Annotated in this window: 15 protein-coding genes; 5 read left to right on the forward strand and 10 right to left on the reverse strand. The window is 62.4% G+C overall.

Going from position 1 to position 17,177, the window contains the following annotated elements:
- Positions 1 to 81 precede the first annotated feature (81 nt).
- Positions 82 to 393, forward strand: a complete 312-nt coding sequence (locus H7U37_RS03530; protein WP_081032467.1) for a helix-turn-helix domain-containing protein — start codon at positions 82 to 84, stop codon at positions 391 to 393.
- 49 nt (positions 394 to 442) lie between these two features.
- On the opposite strand, the gene H7U37_RS03535 is transcribed toward H7U37_RS03530, so the two are convergent.
- The 5 genes from H7U37_RS03535 to xdhA form a co-directional block, all read right to left on the reverse strand.
- On the reverse strand, positions 443 to 697 hold the full coding sequence (locus H7U37_RS03535) for a DUF6061 family protein (RefSeq protein ID WP_204873646.1): 255 nt from the start codon (positions 695 to 697) through the stop codon (positions 443 to 445).
- Positions 698 to 952: 255 nt separating this feature from the next.
- Positions 953 to 1,858 (reverse strand): tRNA (adenosine(37)-N6)-dimethylallyltransferase MiaA, encoded by a 906-nt coding sequence (gene miaA, locus H7U37_RS03540; RefSeq protein WP_204873647.1) that lies wholly within the window; start codon positions 1,856 to 1,858, stop codon positions 953 to 955.
- Between the two features lie 14 nt (positions 1,859 to 1,872).
- Positions 1,873 to 2,364 carry a xanthine dehydrogenase subunit XdhC gene (gene xdhC, locus H7U37_RS03545; RefSeq protein ID WP_204873648.1) on the reverse strand — a complete coding sequence of 164 codons (492 nt, stop codon included), beginning with the start codon at positions 2,362 to 2,364 and terminating at the stop codon, positions 1,873 to 1,875.
- Positions 2,361 to 3,239, reverse strand: a complete 879-nt coding sequence (gene xdhB / locus H7U37_RS03550) for a xanthine dehydrogenase subunit XdhB (RefSeq protein ID WP_204873649.1) — start codon at positions 3,237 to 3,239, stop codon at positions 2,361 to 2,363. Before xdhB ends, xdhC begins: the two co-directional genes overlap by 4 nt.
- Positions 3,232 to 5,562 carry a xanthine dehydrogenase subunit XdhA gene (gene xdhA / locus H7U37_RS03555; RefSeq protein WP_204873651.1) on the reverse strand — a complete coding sequence of 777 codons (2,331 nt, stop codon included), beginning with the start codon at positions 5,560 to 5,562 and terminating at the stop codon, positions 3,232 to 3,234. The genes xdhB and xdhA overlap by 8 nt, the downstream gene beginning before the upstream one ends.
- A gap of 183 nt (positions 5,563 to 5,745) precedes the next feature.
- Between xdhA and hydA the strand changes: the two genes are divergently transcribed.
- Both hydA and H7U37_RS03565 read left to right on the forward strand, forming a co-directional pair.
- Positions 5,746 to 7,128, forward strand: coding sequence for a dihydropyrimidinase (hydA, locus tag H7U37_RS03560; RefSeq protein WP_204873653.1), 1,383 nt, complete (start codon positions 5,746 to 5,748; stop codon positions 7,126 to 7,128).
- Positions 7,128 to 7,712 carry a nucleotidyltransferase family protein gene (locus tag H7U37_RS03565; RefSeq protein ID WP_243414216.1) on the forward strand — a complete coding sequence of 195 codons (585 nt, stop codon included), beginning with the start codon at positions 7,128 to 7,130 and terminating at the stop codon, positions 7,710 to 7,712. The genes hydA and H7U37_RS03565 overlap by 1 nt, the downstream gene beginning before the upstream one ends.
- 658 nt (positions 7,713 to 8,370) lie before the next feature.
- Here the strand turns inward: H7U37_RS03565 and H7U37_RS03570 are convergent.
- The 5 genes from H7U37_RS03570 to H7U37_RS03590 all read right to left on the reverse strand — a co-directional run bounded on the left by H7U37_RS03570 (position 8,371) and on the right by H7U37_RS03590 (position 14,040).
- On the reverse strand, positions 8,371 to 9,357 hold the full coding sequence (locus H7U37_RS03570; RefSeq protein WP_204873655.1) for an ABC transporter permease: 987 nt from the start codon (positions 9,355 to 9,357) through the stop codon (positions 8,371 to 8,373).
- Complete coding sequence (locus H7U37_RS03575) at positions 9,350 to 10,447, reverse strand: ABC transporter permease (protein WP_204873657.1); 1,098 nt, start codon at positions 10,445 to 10,447, stop codon at positions 9,350 to 9,352. Before H7U37_RS03575 ends, H7U37_RS03570 begins: the two co-directional genes overlap by 8 nt.
- Positions 10,444 to 12,027: an ABC transporter ATP-binding protein gene (locus H7U37_RS03580; protein ID WP_204873658.1), complete on the reverse strand. Its 1,584-nt coding sequence runs from the start codon at positions 12,025 to 12,027 to the stop codon at positions 10,444 to 10,446. Before H7U37_RS03580 ends, H7U37_RS03575 begins: the two co-directional genes overlap by 4 nt.
- Positions 12,028 to 12,121: 94 nt before the next feature.
- Positions 12,122 to 13,336: a BMP family ABC transporter substrate-binding protein gene (locus tag H7U37_RS03585; protein ID WP_204873660.1), complete on the reverse strand. Its 1,215-nt coding sequence runs from the start codon at positions 13,334 to 13,336 to the stop codon at positions 12,122 to 12,124.
- A 128-nt stretch (positions 13,337 to 13,464) separates the two neighbouring features.
- The gene (locus tag H7U37_RS03590) at positions 13,465 to 14,040 is read right to left on the reverse strand and encodes a xanthine phosphoribosyltransferase (protein WP_204873662.1); all 576 of its coding nucleotides are present in this window, start codon (positions 14,038 to 14,040) and stop codon (positions 13,465 to 13,467) included.
- Between the two features lie 206 nt (positions 14,041 to 14,246).
- Between H7U37_RS03590 and H7U37_RS03595 the strand changes: the two genes are divergently transcribed.
- Together H7U37_RS03595 and H7U37_RS03600 are read left to right on the forward strand one after the other, a co-directional pair.
- Positions 14,247 to 15,902, forward strand: coding sequence for an S-layer homology domain-containing protein (locus tag H7U37_RS03595; RefSeq protein WP_204873664.1), 1,656 nt, complete (start codon positions 14,247 to 14,249; stop codon positions 15,900 to 15,902).
- A 23-nt stretch (positions 15,903 to 15,925) separates the two neighbouring features.
- The gene (locus H7U37_RS03600) at positions 15,926 to 16,792 is read left to right on the forward strand and encodes a YitT family protein (protein ID WP_204873667.1); all 867 of its coding nucleotides are present in this window, start codon (positions 15,926 to 15,928) and stop codon (positions 16,790 to 16,792) included.
- Positions 16,793 to 17,177 lie beyond the last annotated feature (385 nt).

Genomic DNA, 17,177 nt, shown 5'->3' on the forward strand with positions numbered 1-17,177 from the left:
CGTTAAAATTATACGATTAAAATTATTAAAGAGCAACGACAAACAAAAGTATAATTTACGAAGAACACAAGCAAAGGGGTGATGCAGGTGAAAGATATTCTCTCTGCCATAACCACATATCGAGAGGAGCGGGGCTGGACGGAGTATCAGCTTGCAGAACGCTCTGGTTTGCCTCAATCTACGATCTCCTCGTGGTATCGCAAGAATATGGTTCCCACTATTCCGTCGTTGGAAAAAATCTGCATGGCTTTTGGCATCACGCTTTCTCAGCTATTCGCAGAAGAAGATTCACCGGTTTCTCTGACTGATTCACAAAGGAAGCTCCTGGAACGATGGTCAAGATTGAGTGAAGAGCAACAAGCCGTAGTGTTTGCTTTAATTGACAAAATGTAAAAAAGCCGCCAGAAGCAGCATCGCATGGATGTGCCTCTGGCGGCTTTGCTTATGAATCGAAATCTAACTGTGGAGCCTCCGTTACGGTTCGCAGGTATTCTTCCGGATCGCCATTCAAAATCAATTCTGCATAGGACAGCGGATCGTTGTACATGAGCCAGTCCAGTTCAGACCGCTGGAAACGACTATTCGCCACCTCATCCTCAACAGCGGTGCAGTTGATGGAAACCATGCTGCCGTCGGAATATCTTAGTTCAACGCAACCGGTATCCATGTTAAATTCACAGGAAAGTAATGTTTTCATAATGTTATCCTCCAATATAAACTCTGTTAACAAGAAAAACTCCCGCCTAATTCCTGTTAGGAATCAGACGGGAGTTTCGTATGCACCCGAAAACCGTCAGCTAACAGTTGATAAGTGATTTAGTTCCTTATCACTGTTAAGCCAAGCGGAGGGGGTGTTTTTTGATGGAACCGGACCGTAGGGGCGACCTTTATGGTCGCCCGCCTGTATCTGCGGGGAAACGGGCGGCCACAAGGGCCGCCCCTACAAGGAAGGTTATCCCTGCAAAAACCGTTCCACCGCCTGGGTGGCCTGGGCCAGGAAGTCGCCGCCGGTATCCAGCCACAGCACGTCCTTGTCCCGCTTGAACCAGGACACCTGCCGCTTGGCAAACTGCCGGATGGCCCGGCCCAGTTCCTCACAGAGCTGATCCACGCTCTCATATTTGCCTTGCAAGTACCAGAGAATATGGCGGTACTCCAGCCCCAGCCCCTCCAAAAAGGCGTCGGTGGCTCCGTTGGCCCGGAGATTGGCCACCTCTTCAATCATGCCGTCGTCGATGCGCCGCCACAGCCGCTCCTCAATGCGCTGATTCAGCACCTCCCGGGGATAGGTCATGCCCAGCTGGAGGACCTGATAGCGGGGATGGCGGGGGGCTTCGGTGAGGCTGTCCCCATGGTAGACCTTTTCCAGGGTGCGGATGAGCCGCTGGCGGTTGTGGCGCTCGCTCTCGCTGAGGGTGAGGCCGGTTTTCTGCTGAAAAAGGGCGTAGAGGGCGGCGGCGTCCTGCCCCTCCAGCCGGGCGCGCAGCGCCGGGTCGGGCCTGGCCTCCTGGAAGGTGTACCCCTCGGCCACCGCCCGGACGTAGAGCCCCGTCCCGCCCACCAGAAAGGGGGGCTTGCCCCGGGCCAGAATGCCGTCAATGGCGGCGTAGGCGTCCTGCTGGAACTGGGCCACCGAATAGCTCTCGTTGGGGGAGACCACGTCCAGTAGATAATGCGGAACGCCTTTGGTCTCCTCTGCCGTCACCTTGCCGGTGCCCAGGTCCAATCCCCGGTATACCTGCCTGGAATCCGCCGAGACGATCTCCCCGCCGAACCGAAGGGCCAGCTCCACGCCCAGCCCGCTCTTTCCACAGGCGGTGGTGCCCAGCACCACCACCAGCTTCCCCTGCTCTGCCATGGACTCAATCCTTTCTATGCCTCATTTCCCGCGTGAGAATGACAGAGTTCTACCGCCTTTTCTACCGCGTTGAGGATGTTCTGATAGCCGGTACAGCGGCACAGATGGCCGGAGATGAGCTTTCTCAGCTCCTCCCGGGTGTAGGTCCTGCCGGAGCCCACAATCTCCACCGCGCTCATGATGATGCCCGGCGTACAAAAGCCGCACTGTACCGCGGCCTCTTCCACAAAGGCCCGCTGAATGGGGGACAAGGTCCCGTCAGGGGCCTGCAAGCCCTCCACCGTCAGGATGGCTTTTCCCTGGGCCCACACCGAGAGGTAAATACACGAGTCGATGGCCTTGCCGTCCACCAGCACGGTACACGCGCCGCACTCGCCCACCTCGCAGCCCCGTTTGACGCTGGTCAGACCCAGCCGGTTGCGCAGGGTGTCCAGCAGGGACTCCCGCGGGTCCACGCCCACCTCCACCGGACGGCCGTTGACCGTCATTTGCAGCACCTGCATCATATCCGGGCACCTCCTTTGCGCCCGGCCTCCCGGAAGGCCCGGCCCGAAAGCTCTTTGACCAATTGCAGCCGGAAGGCCTTGGACGCCCGCCAGCTGTCCCGGGGGTTCACGTCCTCCAGCGCCGCCTGTCCGATGCGCGCCGCCGCCGCTTCCACCGGCAGTCCGGCGCAGACCGCCTCGGCGTGAGGCGCCCGCATGGGCACAGGTCCCGCCACGCCAAAGGCCAGGCGCACTTCCTCCGCCCGGCGCTTGTCCGCCGACAGCTTCACCAGGCAGGACACCCCCAGTGTGGCGATGTCCATGGCCGAGCGCATGGCGTATTTGATATAGTGGCCCGTCCAGCCCTGATAATGGCTCTTGGGGATGCGCACCGCCAGCAAAATCTCCTCATGGGTGAGGGCGGTCTTGCCCATCCCTTTGTACCACTGGGAGATGGGGACAATCCGCTCCCCCGCCGGGCCCCGGACCAGCAGGTCGGCGTCCAGCGCCACCAGGGTGGAGGCCGAATCCGCCGAGGTGATGCCGTTGCACACGTTGCCGCCGATGGTGCCCGCCGCCCGGAGCTGAGGTCCGCCGGCCTGGTCCACCGCCTCCCCCAGCACGGGGAGGTGTTTTTGGACGAGGGGGTCATAGGTCACGTCGCGGAAGGTGGTCAGCGCCCCGATGGAAAGGGTGCCGTCCTCCTCCATGGTCACGCCGGACAGCTCCCGCAGCTCGTGGATGGACACCAGCGAACAGCCCGCCAGCTTGCCCTCCCGGATCTTGATGAGCACGTCGGTGCCGCCGGCGATGAGGACCGCCTCCGGGTCCCGCTGCAAGGCGGCGATGGCGTCGGCCACGTCTTTGGCCTGGTAGATGGATCTAAAGTCATACATGGTCCTTCCCTCCCTCTCCGATGAGTCCGGCGGCGGTGAACTGCTCCACCAGGTACTGGGGCGACATGGGGAGCCTGTTGAGAGCCACGCCGGTGGCGTTCAGGATGGCGGCCCGGATGGCGGGGGCCACCGGGATGGCGGGAGGTTCCCCCAGAGCCTTGTTGCCAAAGGGTCCGGTGGGGTCGTCGGTCTCCACAAAGAGGGCGTGGAGCTCCGGATGGTCCATGGCGGTGGGCATTTTGTAGTCCAGCAGGTTGCCGTTTAAGAGCCGGCCCCTGGAGTCGAACTTCATCTCCTCGCTGAGGGCCTGGCCGATGCCCATGCTCATGCCGCCGTGGACCTGGGCCTCCGCCAGGGCAGGGTTAATGAGCTTGCCCGAATCGTGGACATTCACCAAATGGAGGATCTTTACCTTGCCCACCGGGATGTCCACCTCCACCTGGGCAAAGCAGCAGCCAAAGGCAAAGGTATTGTCCTTACACTGGTTGGTATCCTCGGCGGTGATGTGGACCGAGCGGCGGAAGGAGTAAAAGGCCTCCTGGGAAATCTCCTCCAGGGTGCGCAGAACCTCCCCGGTGGAGGCGTCGCACACCGCCCGGTTTTGGATGGTCAGCCCCTCCGCCGGGCGGTCCAGCACCTCGGCGGCGTAGTCCAGCAGCTTTTGGCGGAATTGCAGTCCCACCTTCTTGATGGCCATGCCGGTGACGTAGGTCTGCCGGGAGGCATAGGCCCCGGTGTCAAAGGGGGTAATGTCGGTATCCTGGAAGGAGACGATGTGTACATCCTCGGTGGGGATGCCGATGGCTTCGGCGGCCATCTGGCAAAAGACCGTATCGCCGCCCTGGCCGATCTCGGTGGCCCCCACCGAGAGCTGCACCGTGCCGTCCTGGTTGAGGACGATACGGGCCGAGGCTGTTTCCAGGGAAATAGGCCACACGCCGGTTTTGTAGACAAAGACCGACATGCCCACCCCCCGGCGTATTGGTCCGGTCTGGTTCTGATACGCCCGGCGCAGCTCGTCCCAGCCGATGAAGGCCGCCCCCTTTTCCATACACGCCTTGAGTCCGGAGCTGTGGCAGGTGATGCCGTTGGTGGGGTCCACATAGCCCTCGGGCATGAGGTTTTTGAGCCGGAATGTATAGGGGTCCCAGCCCATGGCGTGGGCGATGTCCTCCATGAGGCACTCGGCGGCCCAGGCCCCCTGAGGGATGCCGTAGGCCCGCATGGCGCCGGGGGCGGGCAGGTTAGTATAGACGGTATAAGCCTCCGACTTATGGCCCAAAACATCGGCATAGATCTGCCGGAAGCCGTTGACCGAGTTTGCCACGATGGCGTGGCCGTGGGAGGCGTAGGAGCCCTGGTTGGACACCGCCCGGCAGGACCGGGCCATCAGGCGCATATCATCGTCCACCGCCGCTTCCACGTCGAAGTGCTCCGGATGGCGGGAGCGGGTATTTTGAAAAGTCTCCTCCCGGGTGAGCTCCAGCTTCACCGCCCGGCCTCCCACCTGGGTGGTGAGGTAGGCGTTGAGGGGCTCGTAGAGCACCTCCTGCTTGTTGCCAAAACCGCCGCCGATGTAGGGCTTGATGACCCGGACCTGGCCCCAGGGGATGCCCAGGGCCTGGCCCACCACCCGGCGGACGATGTGGGGGATCTGGGTGGAGGACACCACGGTAATGCGGCCGTGCTCCATATAGGCGTAGGAGATGGGGTTTTCAATGTGGCAGTGCTGGACCTGCTGGGTGTCGTAATGCCCTTCAAAGCGGTGGAATTTGGGGGAGGCCAGCACCTCCTCCACGGTGGAAAACTCCGGGCAGTCCTTGGGGGGCAGATTGGTGACGGTGTGCTTGAGCACATTGTCGGGGCATTCCTGGTGGATGGGGGTGACGCCGGGCGTCATGGCCGCCTCCGGCGTCAGCAGAGGGGGCAGCTCCTCGTACTCCACCCGGATGCGTTTTAAGGCCCGCTGGGCGATGATCTCATCCTCGGCCACCACGGCGGCGATGTCGTCCCCGTAGTAGCGCACCCGGCGGGTGAGCATCAGGCGGTCGCACACGTCCTGATGGGACGCCTCCACCGACCAGGGGTGGCCGGGGGTGGGATACGGGATCTGGGGCACGTCAAAGCAGGTGACCACCTTGACCACCCCGTCCAGGGCGGCGGCGGCGGAAACGTCGATTTTTTTGACAAAACCATTGGCAATGGTGCTGTGGAGCACCTTGGCCACCAGCATGGGGCGCTCCCCCATGTCGTCGGTATAGTACGCACGCCCGGTGACCTTGTCCACAGCGTCCACACGGGTGAGCTTTCTGCCTACTTCCATAAGCGCGCCTCCTTGCGTTATGAGTTCCATTTCATTATAGCGCATCGGCAGGCAAAAAGAAAGAGCGCCCGCCGCCGCTTTCCCTTGATTTCCTGGGGCAATGTGCTATGATAAGAGCAGAATTCCCCCTCTTTTCCCTGAATTTGGCGGCTTATCCGCCGGACTGACAAAGGAGGTCTTTCCATGTCCATCCTCATCCAAAACGGCACGCTGGTGCTGCCCGACGGGCCGGTCAAAGCCGACCTGCGCATCGCTGACGGCCGCATCGCCCAGATCGGTCCCAACCTGGACCCGGCGGACAGCCAGCTGCTGGACGCCGCGGGCAAGCTGATCTTCCCCGGCTTCATCGACACCCACACCCACTTTGAAATGAACAAGGGCACCGTCAAGGAGACGGCGGACAACTGGACCACCGGCACCCGCGCCGCCGTGGCCGGCGGCACCACCTGCGTGCTGGACTTCGCCGAACCCGCCCCGGGCTGTTCCCTCCAGTCGGCGCTGGACACCTGGCATGACCGGGCCGACGGCCACGCCTCCTGCCACTACGGTTTCCATATGACCATCAAGGACTGGGACCCCCGCATCCGGTCAGAACTCCCCGCCATGACCGCCGCCGGCGTCACCTCCTACAAGGTCTACCTGGCCTACCAGGGCCTCCAGGTGTCCGACGCGGTGGCCTATGAGTCCATCCGCGCCGTGGCCGAAGAGAGCGGCGTGGTGGGCTGCCACTGTGAAAACGGCGACCTCATCAACGAGGCCATGGCCGCCCTGAAAGCCGCCGGGCGCCTGACCCCCGACGCCCACCCCCTGGCCCATCGGGACTTCATGGAGTCGGAGGCGGTGAACCGCTGGCTGACCCTGGCCGAGATGGCGGGGGCGCCGGTGAACGTGGTGCACCTCTCCACCCGCCGGGGGCTGCAGGCCGCCAGAGCCGCCCGGGCCAGAGGCCAAAAGCTCTATCTGGAGACCTGCCCCCAGTATCTGACCATGACGGAGGAAAAATACCACCTGCCCGGCTTTGAGAGCGCCAAGTATGTGTTCTCTCCTCCCCTGCGCACCCAGGACGACGTGGACGCCCTGTGGGAGGCGGTCTCCGCCGGCGAGATCGACACCATCGGCACCGACCACTGCTCCTTCCACTATAACCCCACCAAGATGCTGGGCAAGGACGACTTCTCCGCCATTCCGCCCGGCATTCCCGGCGTGGAGCACCGCCCCGCCATTCTCTACACCTACGGCGTGAAGGAAGGGCGCATCTCCCTGGTACAGATGGCCCGGCTGCTGGCCGAACAGCCCGCCAAGCTCTTCGGTATGTACCCCCAAAAGGGCGTGCTCCAGGTGGGAAGCGACGCCGACCTGGTGCTCTTTGACCCGGATTGCACCTGGACCATCACCGCAAAAGAGCAGTACCAGAACGTGGACTACACTCCCTATGAGGGCATGGTCATGGCGGGCAAGACCGACACCGTCCTTTTGAACGGCAAGATCGCCGTGGCGGGCGGCAAGGTGGTGGAGGAGAACCTGGGCCGCTACGTCCGCCGGGGTCCCGCCCAGTTCTGGCGCTGATGGCGGCGCGCATCGGCTGCGTGGTGCTGGCCTCCGGGTTTGGGCGGCGGTTTTCCGGCGGCAACAAGCTCCTCGCCCCGGTGGACGGCGTCCCCCTGGCCCAGCGGACGCTGAAGCTGCTGGCCCCGCTTCCCTTTGCCCGGCGGGTGGTGGTGAGCCAGTGGTCTCAGGTGCGGGCTCTGGCGGTCCGCGCCGGCTTTGAGGCGCTGGATAACCCCCAGTCCGCCGAGGGCATCGCCGCCTCGGTGCGCATGGGCACGGCAGCCATGGAGGGGCTGGACGGCGCCCTCTTCGCCGTGTGCGACCAGCCGTTTTTGACTACAGCCAGTATTCAAAGATTAATTGACACTTTTTCAGAATCAAACAATTCCATTTGCGCCCTCTCCTTTCAGGGGCAGCGGGGCAATCCGGCGGTCTTTCCGGCGGCCTTCTTCCCCGCCCTTTCCGCCCTGAAAGGCGACCGGGGCGGCGGACAGATCATTCGCGCCCACCCGGAGGCGCTGGTACTGGTGGAGTGCGCCTCGGCCTGGGAGCTTATGGACATCGACCGGGCGGAGGATCTGCGCCGCCGCATAGAACCATAACAAGGATTTAATAGTCTTGTAATAACATCCGTTTGGTTTATTAACATCTTTCGGATATCATAATCCCTGCAAGAGACAGTTTCTTTTCATTTCATTGTATCCTCTTTCCTAAACAAAAGACCGGACGTCAGGAGCAGGCGTCCGGTCTTTTGCGTTGTCTGTCTTGAGGCATCCGCAGGCGCTGGCAGAGGCCGCCAAAAAGGAAGGCCCCGGACCGATGGTCCGGGGCCACAGCTTGTCCAAAAAGTCTATCGTCTCCCTTCAAAGTACAAGTATCCTGTGGAAAAGATGCAAATTGCCGCAGAATCGTTTTTCGATTCCCCGCGGGAACGGCCCTACGCGGGCGGCGCCAGGCCCTTTTCCCGAAAAGGGCCTGGACCAAAAGGGGCAGAAGGGGGGACACCCCCCTTCTGCACTTCCCCCAGGTGCGCTGAACCCCTGCCGGGTATCGTTCCCTTTTACCCGCAGGGGGCTCCCCGTGCGTGGGAAGCACCCCCATATCGTAGGGGCGGCCCTTGTGGTCGCCCGCTTCCATGCAGGCACTTTGACCTTTCCTGTTCCGCATTCCATTTTTTCGAAAGACCGAGGCCCCGGACCGATGGTCCGGGGCCAGATTCTCCCTTTCTTTGCCTACTTTCTTTCTGAGAAAGAAAGTAGGTCAGCGGTCCTCGCGGAAGTAGGCGTTGCCCAGGCTGGCGGGGGGCTGGCTCTCCCGGCGCTGGCGGATGCTGACGGCGATGAGGACCACCACGGTGGCCACATAGGGAATGGTATCATAAATGGGGATCATCCGCACGCCGCCGAAGTCCAGATAGAGGCGGAGAATAGAGAGCGCGCCGAATACCAGGCTGCCCAGCAGGGCGCGGGAGGGGCTCCAGGTGGCGAAGATGACCAGCGCCACGGCGATCCAGCCCTTGCCGGCGATGCAGTCGTGGACCCACACGCCGTTTTGCTCGGCCATGACGATGTACATCCCGCCCAGGCCGCAGATGCCGCCGCCCAGGCAGGTGGCCAGATACCGGTAGGCGGTCACGTTGACGCCGGCGGCGTCGGCGGTGGCCGGGTCCTCGCCCACCGAGCGGAGGTTCAGGCCGCTTCTGGTGCGTTTCAGGAACCAGGCCATGAGAATGGCCAGCACAATGCCCAGATAGACCAGATAATTGTAGGAAAACAGCAGCTGTCCCACCACCGGCAGGTCCTTGAGGCCGGGAATGCCGCCGATAAAGACGTTCTTGGTGTTCTGGCTCACGGCCACGAAGCCGCCGGCGGCGGTGCCCATGGCCTCGCCCACCAGATTGCCGAAGCCCGTGCCGAAGATGGTCAGCGCCAGGCCGGTGACGTTCTGATTGGCCCGGAGGGTGATGGTGAGCACGCTGTAAATGAGGGCCCCCAGCACCGCGCACAAAAAGGCGCACACCGTGCCGATCAGCGCGGCCACCGCGCCGGAGGCCGAAGCTCCCATGGCCTGCTCATAGTAGTAGGCGCCGGCCAGACCGGCCACGCCGCCCATATACATCATACCCTCCACGCCCAGGTTCAGATTGCCCGACTTCTCAGTCAGGATCTCGCCCAGGGTGCCGAAGAGCAGCGGCGCGCCGGCCGCCACCGCCGCCACCAAAAAGGAAATGGTAAAAACCTTATCCATGCTTCTTCTCCCCCTTTCCCCGGAAAATCAGCCGGTAGCGGATGAAAAACTCACAGCCCAGCATAAAGAAGAGGATGATGCCGGTGAGCATCTCCGCCGCCGAGGCCGGGATGGTGTACACCGTCTGGATGGTGTCGGCGCCCTTCTCCAGGATGCCCAGCAGCAGAGCGATAAAGACCATCACAAAGGGATTGAGCCGGGCCAGCCAGGCCACCGTGATGGCGGTAAAGCCGATGCCGCCGGCGGTGTTGTCGGTGAGGCTGCCGCTGGCCCCGGAGACCTGCAAAAAGCCCACCAGACCGGCCAGACCGCCGGAGAGGAACATGGTGCGCATGACGATGCGGGAGACGCTCATGCCCGCATACTGGGCGGTGCGGACGCTCTCGCCCACCACGGCGATCTCATAGCCCCCCTTGCAGTACTTGAGGTAGACAAACATCAGCACCGTCATCACCAGCACCACGATCCAGCCGATGTGGACCCCCAGCACGGTGGGCAGCATGGCGTTGGCGGCGAACATGGGGATCTTGGGGTAACCGTTGGCGCTCAGGTCGGCCCCCCAGGGACCGGCCTGGAGGTACTTGACATAGCCCAGGACGATATAGTTGAGCATCAGGGTAAACAGGGTCTCGTTGGTCCCCCACTTGGCCTTAAAGACGGCGGGGATGAGGCCCCACAGTCCGCCCACCACGATGGAGGCCACGGCCATAACCAGCAGCAGCGCCGGCTGGGGCAGCCGGTCGGCCCAGAAGAGGCCGAAGTAGGTGGCCGCCACAGCGCCGGCCAGAATCTGACCCTCGGCGCCGATGTTCCAGAATTTCATCTTGAAGGCAGGGGCGATGGCCAGGGCGGCCCCCAGCAGGGGAATGGCCCGCTTGACGGTCTCCCGGATGACCCGGGGCTTGCCCAACGCGCCCTCCACCATGGAAGGATAGACCTCCAGGGGATTGTGGCCCAGAAGAAGAATGATGAGCGCGCCCGCCGCCAGGGCCAGCACGATGGACAAAACACGGATGAGCCACGCCTTCCCGCCTGTAATGTCCTCCCGCTTGGCCAGGCGGATGAGGGGCTCTCTCTGCTCTTTGGTCATGCCTGGTCGCCTCCTTCCTGTCCCTTGGGCAGATGGGTCATCATAAGGCCCACCTGCTCCTTGGTGGCCGTTCTGCCGTCCACGATGCCGCTGACCTGGCCGCCGCACAGCACCAGAATCCGGTCGCACAGCTCCAGCAGCACGTCCAGGTCCTCGCCCACCAAAATTACTGCCACGTCCTTCTCCTTCTGCTGGTTGAGCAGGTGGTAAATGGTGTAGGAGGAGTTGATGTCCAGCCCCCGGACGGGATAGGCGGTCATGAGCACGGTGGGGCTGGAGGCGATCTCACGTCCCACCAGCACCTTCTGGACGTTGCCGCCCGACAGGCGACGCACCGGCGTGGACACGCCGGGGGTGACAATCTCCAGCTCGTCGATGAGCTTCTGCGCCAGAGCCTTGGGGGCCTTCCGGTCCACCAAGGGGCCTTTTCCCTCCCGGTAGGTTTTGAGCATCATATTGTCCACCATGTCCATGGAGGCCACCAGCCCCATACCCAGCCGGTCCTCGGGCACAAAGGCCAGGGAGACGCCGATCTTCTGAATCTGGGTGGGCGTCTTGCCCACCAGCTCCTCGCCGGCCTTATCCACCGGTACATGCTTGCCCGCCAGGTCCGATTTGGGATGGGGGGGATAGTAGAATATATGGCCGGAGCGCACCTTCTGAAGGCCGGCGACGGCCTCCAGCAGCTCCTTCTGGCCGGAGCCGGCCACGCCGGCGATGCCCAGAATCTCGCCGCCGCGGGCCTGGAAGGTCACGTCCTTGAGGACCTGCACCCCCTCGTCGTTGAAGCAGTTGAGGCCCTTGACTTCCAGACGCAGGTCCTGATACTGGGTCTGAGGCCGGTCGATCTCCAGCTTGACGGCGTGGCCCACCATCATCTCGGTGAGCTGCTGGGGGTTGGTCTGGCTGGTCTCCACCGCGCCGATGTACTTGCCCTTGCGCAGCACCGCCACCCGGTCGGAAATGTCCATCACCTCATGGAGCTTGTGGGTGATGATGACGATGGCCTTGCCGTCGGCCTTCATCTTGCGCAGCACGGCAAAGAGCTTGTCGGTCTCCTGGGGGGTGAGCACGGCGGTGGGCTCGTCCAGGATGAGGATGTCCGCGCCACGGTAGAGGACCTTCAAAATCTCCACCCGCTGCTTCTGGGAAACCGACATATCATAGATCTTCTGATTGGGGTCCATGTCAAAGCCGTACTTTTCGCTGATGACCTGAATCTCCCTGGCCAGGGCCTTGCGGTCCAGCCGCCCCTTTCCCTTGAGGCCCAGGATGATGTTCTCCGCCGCGGTCAGCACGTCCACCAGCTTGAAGTGCTGATGGACCATGCCGATGCCCAGGTCATGGGCGTCCTTGGGGGAGCGGATGGTCACCGGCCGTCCGTCCACCAGGATCTCGCCGCCGTCGGGGAAATAGATGCCGGAGAGCATGTTCATCAGGGTGGTCTTGCCGCTGCCGTTCTCCCCCAGCAGGGAGAGGATCTCCCCCTTGTCCACTGTCAGGGAGACCTTGTCGTTTGCCACCACATCGCCGAAGGTCTTGGTCAGCTCCCGCAGCTCAATGGCGTGTTGGGTCGCCATAGGCACACCTCTCTCTTCTCTCAAAAATACAAAAAGAAGCGGGACCGCGGGTAGCCGCGGCCCCGCCCGGGGTTTTTATGGACTTGGTTGGTTTTTACTGCTCGCCCACCACGGTGATGCCGTCCACGATGTAGTCAAAGTAGGGAGCGCTGGTCTTGCCGCTGGCCACGTCGCTCTCCACGAAGGTCTCGCCCTCGGCCAGGTTCAGCTCGTCGCCGGCGGAGTTGACGCCGTGAAGAGGACCGGCAAAGACCTGGAGGGAGCCGTCCGCCAGCGCGGCTTCGGCCTCGGCCAGAGCCTCGGCGGTGCCCTCGGCGGCAATGGCCTCGTTGAGCTCGGTCATGACCACGGCGCCGTCGCCGTAGCCCTTGCACCAGTCGGTGGGGATGGCGGTGCCGTCGATCATGGCCTGCACGGCCTCGGTGAAGTAGATGCCGAAGTCGATGCGGGTGGAGATGAGGGAGGCGCCGGGAGCGGCGGAGATCATGTCGGAGTTATAGCCCACCTGGAAGGCGCCGGCGGCCTCGGCGGTGGTGGCGGGGCCGGTGGAGTCGGAGTGCTGGCTCACGATGCCGCAGCCCCGGTCGATGAGGGCCTGAGCGGTCTGGCTCTCCAGGGAGGCGTTGTTCCAGGTGTTGGTGTAGATGACGTCCATGGTCACGTCGGGGTTGACGCTCTTGGCGCCCAGGTAGAAGGCGGTGTAGCCGGAGATGACCTCGGCATAGGGGTAAGCGCCCACATAGCCCAGCTTGTTGTTGCCGGTCTCCAGGCTCTTCATACCGGCCACGATACCGGCCAGATAGCGGCCCTGGTAGATGTCGGCGAAGGCGTTATGCAGGTTGGACAGGCCGGAGGAAGCGGCGTCGGTGCCGGTCAGGTGGCAGAACTGGACCTCCGGGTTATCCCGGGCAGCCTGCACCACATAGGGACCGAAGCCGAAGCTGGTGGCGATGATGATGTCACACTCGGCGTCCAGCAGCTCGTTGATGGCGTCGGCGCAGGCGTCGTCCTCGGTGACGTTGTACTTGGTGATGATCTGGTCGTCGGAGAGACCCAGGTTGGCCTGCATCTCCTTGACGCCCTGCACCATGTTGTAGGTGTAGCCCATGTCGCTCTCGTCGCCCACGTGGACGAAGCCCACCACCAGGTCCTCCTTGGCGATGCCGCCGGTGGTCTCATCGCCGCCGTTGGGGGCGGTGCTGGTCTGCGTGTCGGGGTTGGTGCTGGTCTCGGTCTCGCCGTTGGAGCAGGCGGCCAGGCCGAAGATCATCGCGCCCGCCAGCAGCAGAGCAAAAATTCGTTTCTTCATTGTAGTTCCTCCTTTAGAACATACCGTTGTTTCCGTTTCCTTCTATGCCAAAACAGCCGTTGCTGTTGCAGCCAATAGGAAAAGGGAGAGTACGGCGGCGCCGATGCTTCTCCCTTTGGGTTGAGTTCTCAGCAGAACTCGATGAGGCCGGTGGCCTCGTCCATGGCCTTGACCCGGGCCAGGGACTCCACCCGCACGCCCATGGCGCGGATCATGTCGCCGCCGGGCTGGAATGCCTTTTCCACGCAGATGCCGGCCCCGGCCAGCTGGGCGCCGGCCTGGCGGACCAGCTGGATCAGGCCCTGGAGGGCGCTGCCGTTGGCCAGAAAATCGTCGATGAGCAGTACCTTGTCCTGGGGGCCCAGAAATTCCTTGGATACGATGATATCATACACCTTGCCGTGGGTAAAGGACTCCACCTTGGCGGTGTACACGTCGCCGGCGATGTTTTTGGTCTTGTTCTTCTTGGCAAAGATCACCGGCACCCCGAAGAACTGGGCGGTGATGCAGGCGATGCCGATCCCGGAGGCTTCGATGGTCAGGATCTTGTTGACCCCGCTGTCCCCGAACAGGCGGTAAAACTCCTTGCCGATCTCGTTGATGAGCTTGATATCCATCTGGTGATTGAGAAAGCGGTCTACCTTGAGCACCTCGGTGCCCCGAATCGTGCCATCCTTACGAATACGCTCTTCCAGCAATTTCATGCCGACCCATCCCTCATCTCAAATGATCTATTTCCCACCGCGGCGGGAGCGTTCGCCTCTATCATAGCAAAAATAGCGGCGCTCGTCACCCCCTATGGCGAAATTTTCTTTCTTTCTCCCCCTGGCCGTTGCGTTTCTCCGGCGCTCCTGCTAAAATGAGGGATGTTCCCACCGGTTTTTTTGTGCCTTTTAAAGGAGGTCTTATCTTGAAGCATCGTTCCATCGCCGCCGTGGTTCTGGCCGCGGTGCTCACCTGCACCCTTTTGCCCGCCGCTTCCGCCGCCGGATATACCGATACCGCCGGCCACTGGGCGGAAAGCTACATCAATCAAGCCACCGAGTACGGTCTCATGGAGGGCACCGGCAACGGCCTGTTCAACGTCGTGGACAACATGGACCGGGCGTCCTTCGTGGCGGTGCTGTGCCGCATGTTCGGCTGGGAGACCGTGGCGCCCCAGAGCGCCACCTTCATTGACTGCGCCCCGGATTACTGGGGCTACGCCTATGTGGAGACCGCCGCCGCCCACGGTGTGGTGGACAAGGGGGGCGCCTTCCGTCCCACCGATCCCATCAGCCGGGAGGAGATGGCGGTCATGCTGGTCCGGGCTTTGGGCTATCAGGACCTGGCGGACGACGCCATGGACGTGTCCCTTCCCTTCCGGGACGCCGACGCCCTGGAGGAGCCGGGTTATGTGGCGCTGGCCTGGCAGTTCGGGCTCACCACCGGCGTGGAGGAGGCGGACGGACTCTCCTTTCTCCCCACCCACTCGGCCACCCGGCCCGAGTGCGCCGCCATGCTGGTGCGGGTCTATGAGCGGTACATCTCCCGCGTAAACTGGCTCCACGGCTTTTACGCCGTCAGCGCTTACAGTCAAATCGGCCTGACCGACGCCATGGACGCGGTATCCATGGGTTGGGGGCGGCTGGAGTACAACGACGGTACCGTCACCGTCAACACCACCAATTCCAATGACAACGGCTGGTATGTGCCTGAGGGCGCTTCGCTGGCCCTCTCCCATCTGGAGCAGGCGGGGACCCCCTGCTATCTGTGCGTCTTTGGCTCGGCCTCCGATACGGTCACCCTGCCGGACGGCTCCACCTCCTCCACCGTGGCCGCCATGCTCGCCACCCAGGAGGGCCAGGACCAGGCCATTGCCGCCCTCACCAATCTGGCCCGGGACTATGACGGTCTGACCATCGACTTTGAGGGCCTCCGCGCCGCCCTGAAGGGGGAATATGCCTCCTTTATGGCCCGGCTCCGCGCCGCTCTGCCCGCCTCCAAAATCCTCAACGTCTGCGTGCAGCCCGGCCCCTATCTGGACGGCTACGACTTCAAGGCCCTGGGGGAGGTCTGTAATAAAGTCATCCTGATGGCCCACGACTACCGCCCGCCCCAGTCCAGTATCCGGGTGGGGGCCACCGACACCAGCGCCTTTGCCCTGACCCCCTTCTCTTACATCTATGACGCCCTCACCGAGATCACCGACCCGGACACCGGCGTGGCCGACCGGTCCAAGATCGCTCTGGCCCTGTCCATGGATACCACCGGCTTCAAGCTGGACGAGACCGGCGCGGTGGCGGAGGCCGCCTATTACCGTCCCTCCATCGCCACTCTGACCCAGCGGCTGGCCCAGGAGGACGCCCAGGTCACCTATGTGCCCGCGGTGCGCAGCTCCTACGTCCGCTACCACGACGAGAACGGGGACCTCTATCAGATTTGGTTTGAGAGCGCTGAAAGCGTGACCGATAAGATCAATCTGGCCCGGATGTTCGGCGTCACCGGGGTGTCGGTCTGGCGTCTGGGCAACGTGCCCAACAGCGAGAGCTATGACCTGTGGAGCGCCATTCTGGCCCAGCGGTAAGGTCTTTGGGAGGTGTGTGCTTTATGCGCAGCAAATCCAACCTGCTCCGGGAATTTCTGCTCATGACCCTGGGCACCGTTCTGGTGGCAGTCGGCGTCTATTTCTTCAAATTCCCAAACAAATTCTCCATGGGCGGCGTCTCCGGCCTGGCAATCATTCTGGAGCCCCTCACCATCGGCGTCTTGCCCTGGCTTACCGCCTCGGCCTACAACGGTATCATCAACACCCTTTTCCTCTTCCTGGGCTTCGCCATGCTCAACAAGGGCTTTGGACTGAAAACCGTCTACTGTTCCTTCCTCTATTCCGGCGTGGTGCAGGTTTTTCAGTGGGTGTGTCCCCTCAGCCAGCCCCTCACCGACGAAAAGGTGCTGGAGCTTTTCTTCGCCGTCATCTTCCCCGCTTTGGGCTCTGCCATTCTCTTCAATGTGGACGCCTCCTCCGGCGGCACCGACATCGTGGCCATGATTCTCAAAAAGTACACCGGCCTCGACGTGGGACGGGCCTTGCTCCTCTCCGATGTGCTCATCGCCGCCGCCACCTTCTTTATCTTCGACGTGGAGACCGGTCTTTTTTCCATTCTGGGTCTGGTGCTCAAGTCGGTGCTGGTGGACAGCGTCATCGAGTCCCTCAACCGGCGGAAAAACTTCTTTATTATCACTTCCCGCCCCTCCCTCACCGTGGAGTACATCACCCACACCCTCAAGCGGGGCGCGACCATGTGGCAGGGCGAGGGCGCCTATACCCACGAGGAACACTGGGTCATCCTTACCGCGCTCTCCCGCAGTCAGGCCGTCTCCCTCCGCCGCTTTTTGAAAGACAAGGACCCCTCCGCCTTCTTCATCATCGCCAACTCCAGCGAGATCTTCGGCAAGGGCTTCCTCCGCGCCTGACCTACTTTCTTTCGAGAAAGAAAGTAGGCAAAGAAAGCTTCCATAAAGCGCTCGTTCGGTAAGTTGTGCAAGCCCACACGGCAAAGAAAGCTTTCATAAAGCGCTCGTTCGGTAAGTTGTGCAAGCCCACACGGCAAAGAAAGCTTAAATCTGCCCCCAGACTGCGGTCTGGGGGCTTTCTTTTTTCAAAATGCGGCAATGGGCGGCGGGCGACCACAAGGGTCGCCCCTACTCCATGGGTACAAACGGGGCGGACAGTGTCCGCCCCCTACAAAAGGCAGAAGGTACCGTGAAAGCGCCTGGGGGAAGTGCAGAAGGGGGGTATCCCCCCTTCTGCCCCTTTTGGTCCAGGCCCTTTTCGGGAAAAGGGCCTGGCGCCGCCCGC

Origin of the sequence: Pseudoflavonifractor phocaeensis (assembly GCF_016901735.1) — a bacterium.
Lineage (GTDB): Bacteria > Bacillota > Clostridia > Oscillospirales > Oscillospiraceae > Pseudoflavonifractor_A.

Bases quoted from the DNA above. Each gene is read 5' to 3' on its own strand.
- H7U37_RS03530 (WP_081032467.1), top strand. From the start codon at position 82: ATGCAGGTGAAAGATATTCTCTCTGCCATAACCACATATCGAGAGGAG.
- H7U37_RS03535 (WP_204873646.1), bottom strand. From the start codon at position 697: ATGAAAACATTACTTTCCTGTGAATTTAACATGGATACCGGTTGCGTT.
- miaA (WP_204873647.1), bottom strand. From the start codon at position 1,858: ATGGCAGAGCAGGGGAAGCTGGTGGTGGTGCTGGGCACCACCGCCTGT.
- xdhC (WP_204873648.1), bottom strand. From the start codon at position 2,364: ATGATGCAGGTGCTGCAAATGACGGTCAACGGCCGTCCGGTGGAGGTG.
- xdhB (WP_204873649.1), bottom strand. From the start codon at position 3,239: ATGTATGACTTTAGATCCATCTACCAGGCCAAAGACGTGGCCGACGCC.
- xdhA (WP_204873651.1), bottom strand. From the start codon at position 5,562: ATGGAAGTAGGCAGAAAGCTCACCCGTGTGGACGCTGTGGACAAGGTC.
- hydA (WP_204873653.1), top strand. From the start codon at position 5,746: ATGTCCATCCTCATCCAAAACGGCACGCTGGTGCTGCCCGACGGGCCG.
- H7U37_RS03565 (WP_243414216.1), top strand. From the start codon at position 7,128: ATGGCGGCGCGCATCGGCTGCGTGGTGCTGGCCTCCGGGTTTGGGCGG.
- H7U37_RS03570 (WP_204873655.1), bottom strand. From the start codon at position 9,357: ATGGATAAGGTTTTTACCATTTCCTTTTTGGTGGCGGCGGTGGCGGCC.
- H7U37_RS03575 (WP_204873657.1), bottom strand. From the start codon at position 10,447: ATGACCAAAGAGCAGAGAGAGCCCCTCATCCGCCTGGCCAAGCGGGAG.
- H7U37_RS03580 (WP_204873658.1), bottom strand. From the start codon at position 12,027: ATGGCGACCCAACACGCCATTGAGCTGCGGGAGCTGACCAAGACCTTC.
- H7U37_RS03585 (WP_204873660.1), bottom strand. From the start codon at position 13,336: ATGAAGAAACGAATTTTTGCTCTGCTGCTGGCGGGCGCGATGATCTTC.
- H7U37_RS03590 (WP_204873662.1), bottom strand. From the start codon at position 14,040: ATGAAATTGCTGGAAGAGCGTATTCGTAAGGATGGCACGATTCGGGGC.
- H7U37_RS03600 (WP_204873667.1), top strand. From the start codon at position 15,926: ATGCGCAGCAAATCCAACCTGCTCCGGGAATTTCTGCTCATGACCCTG.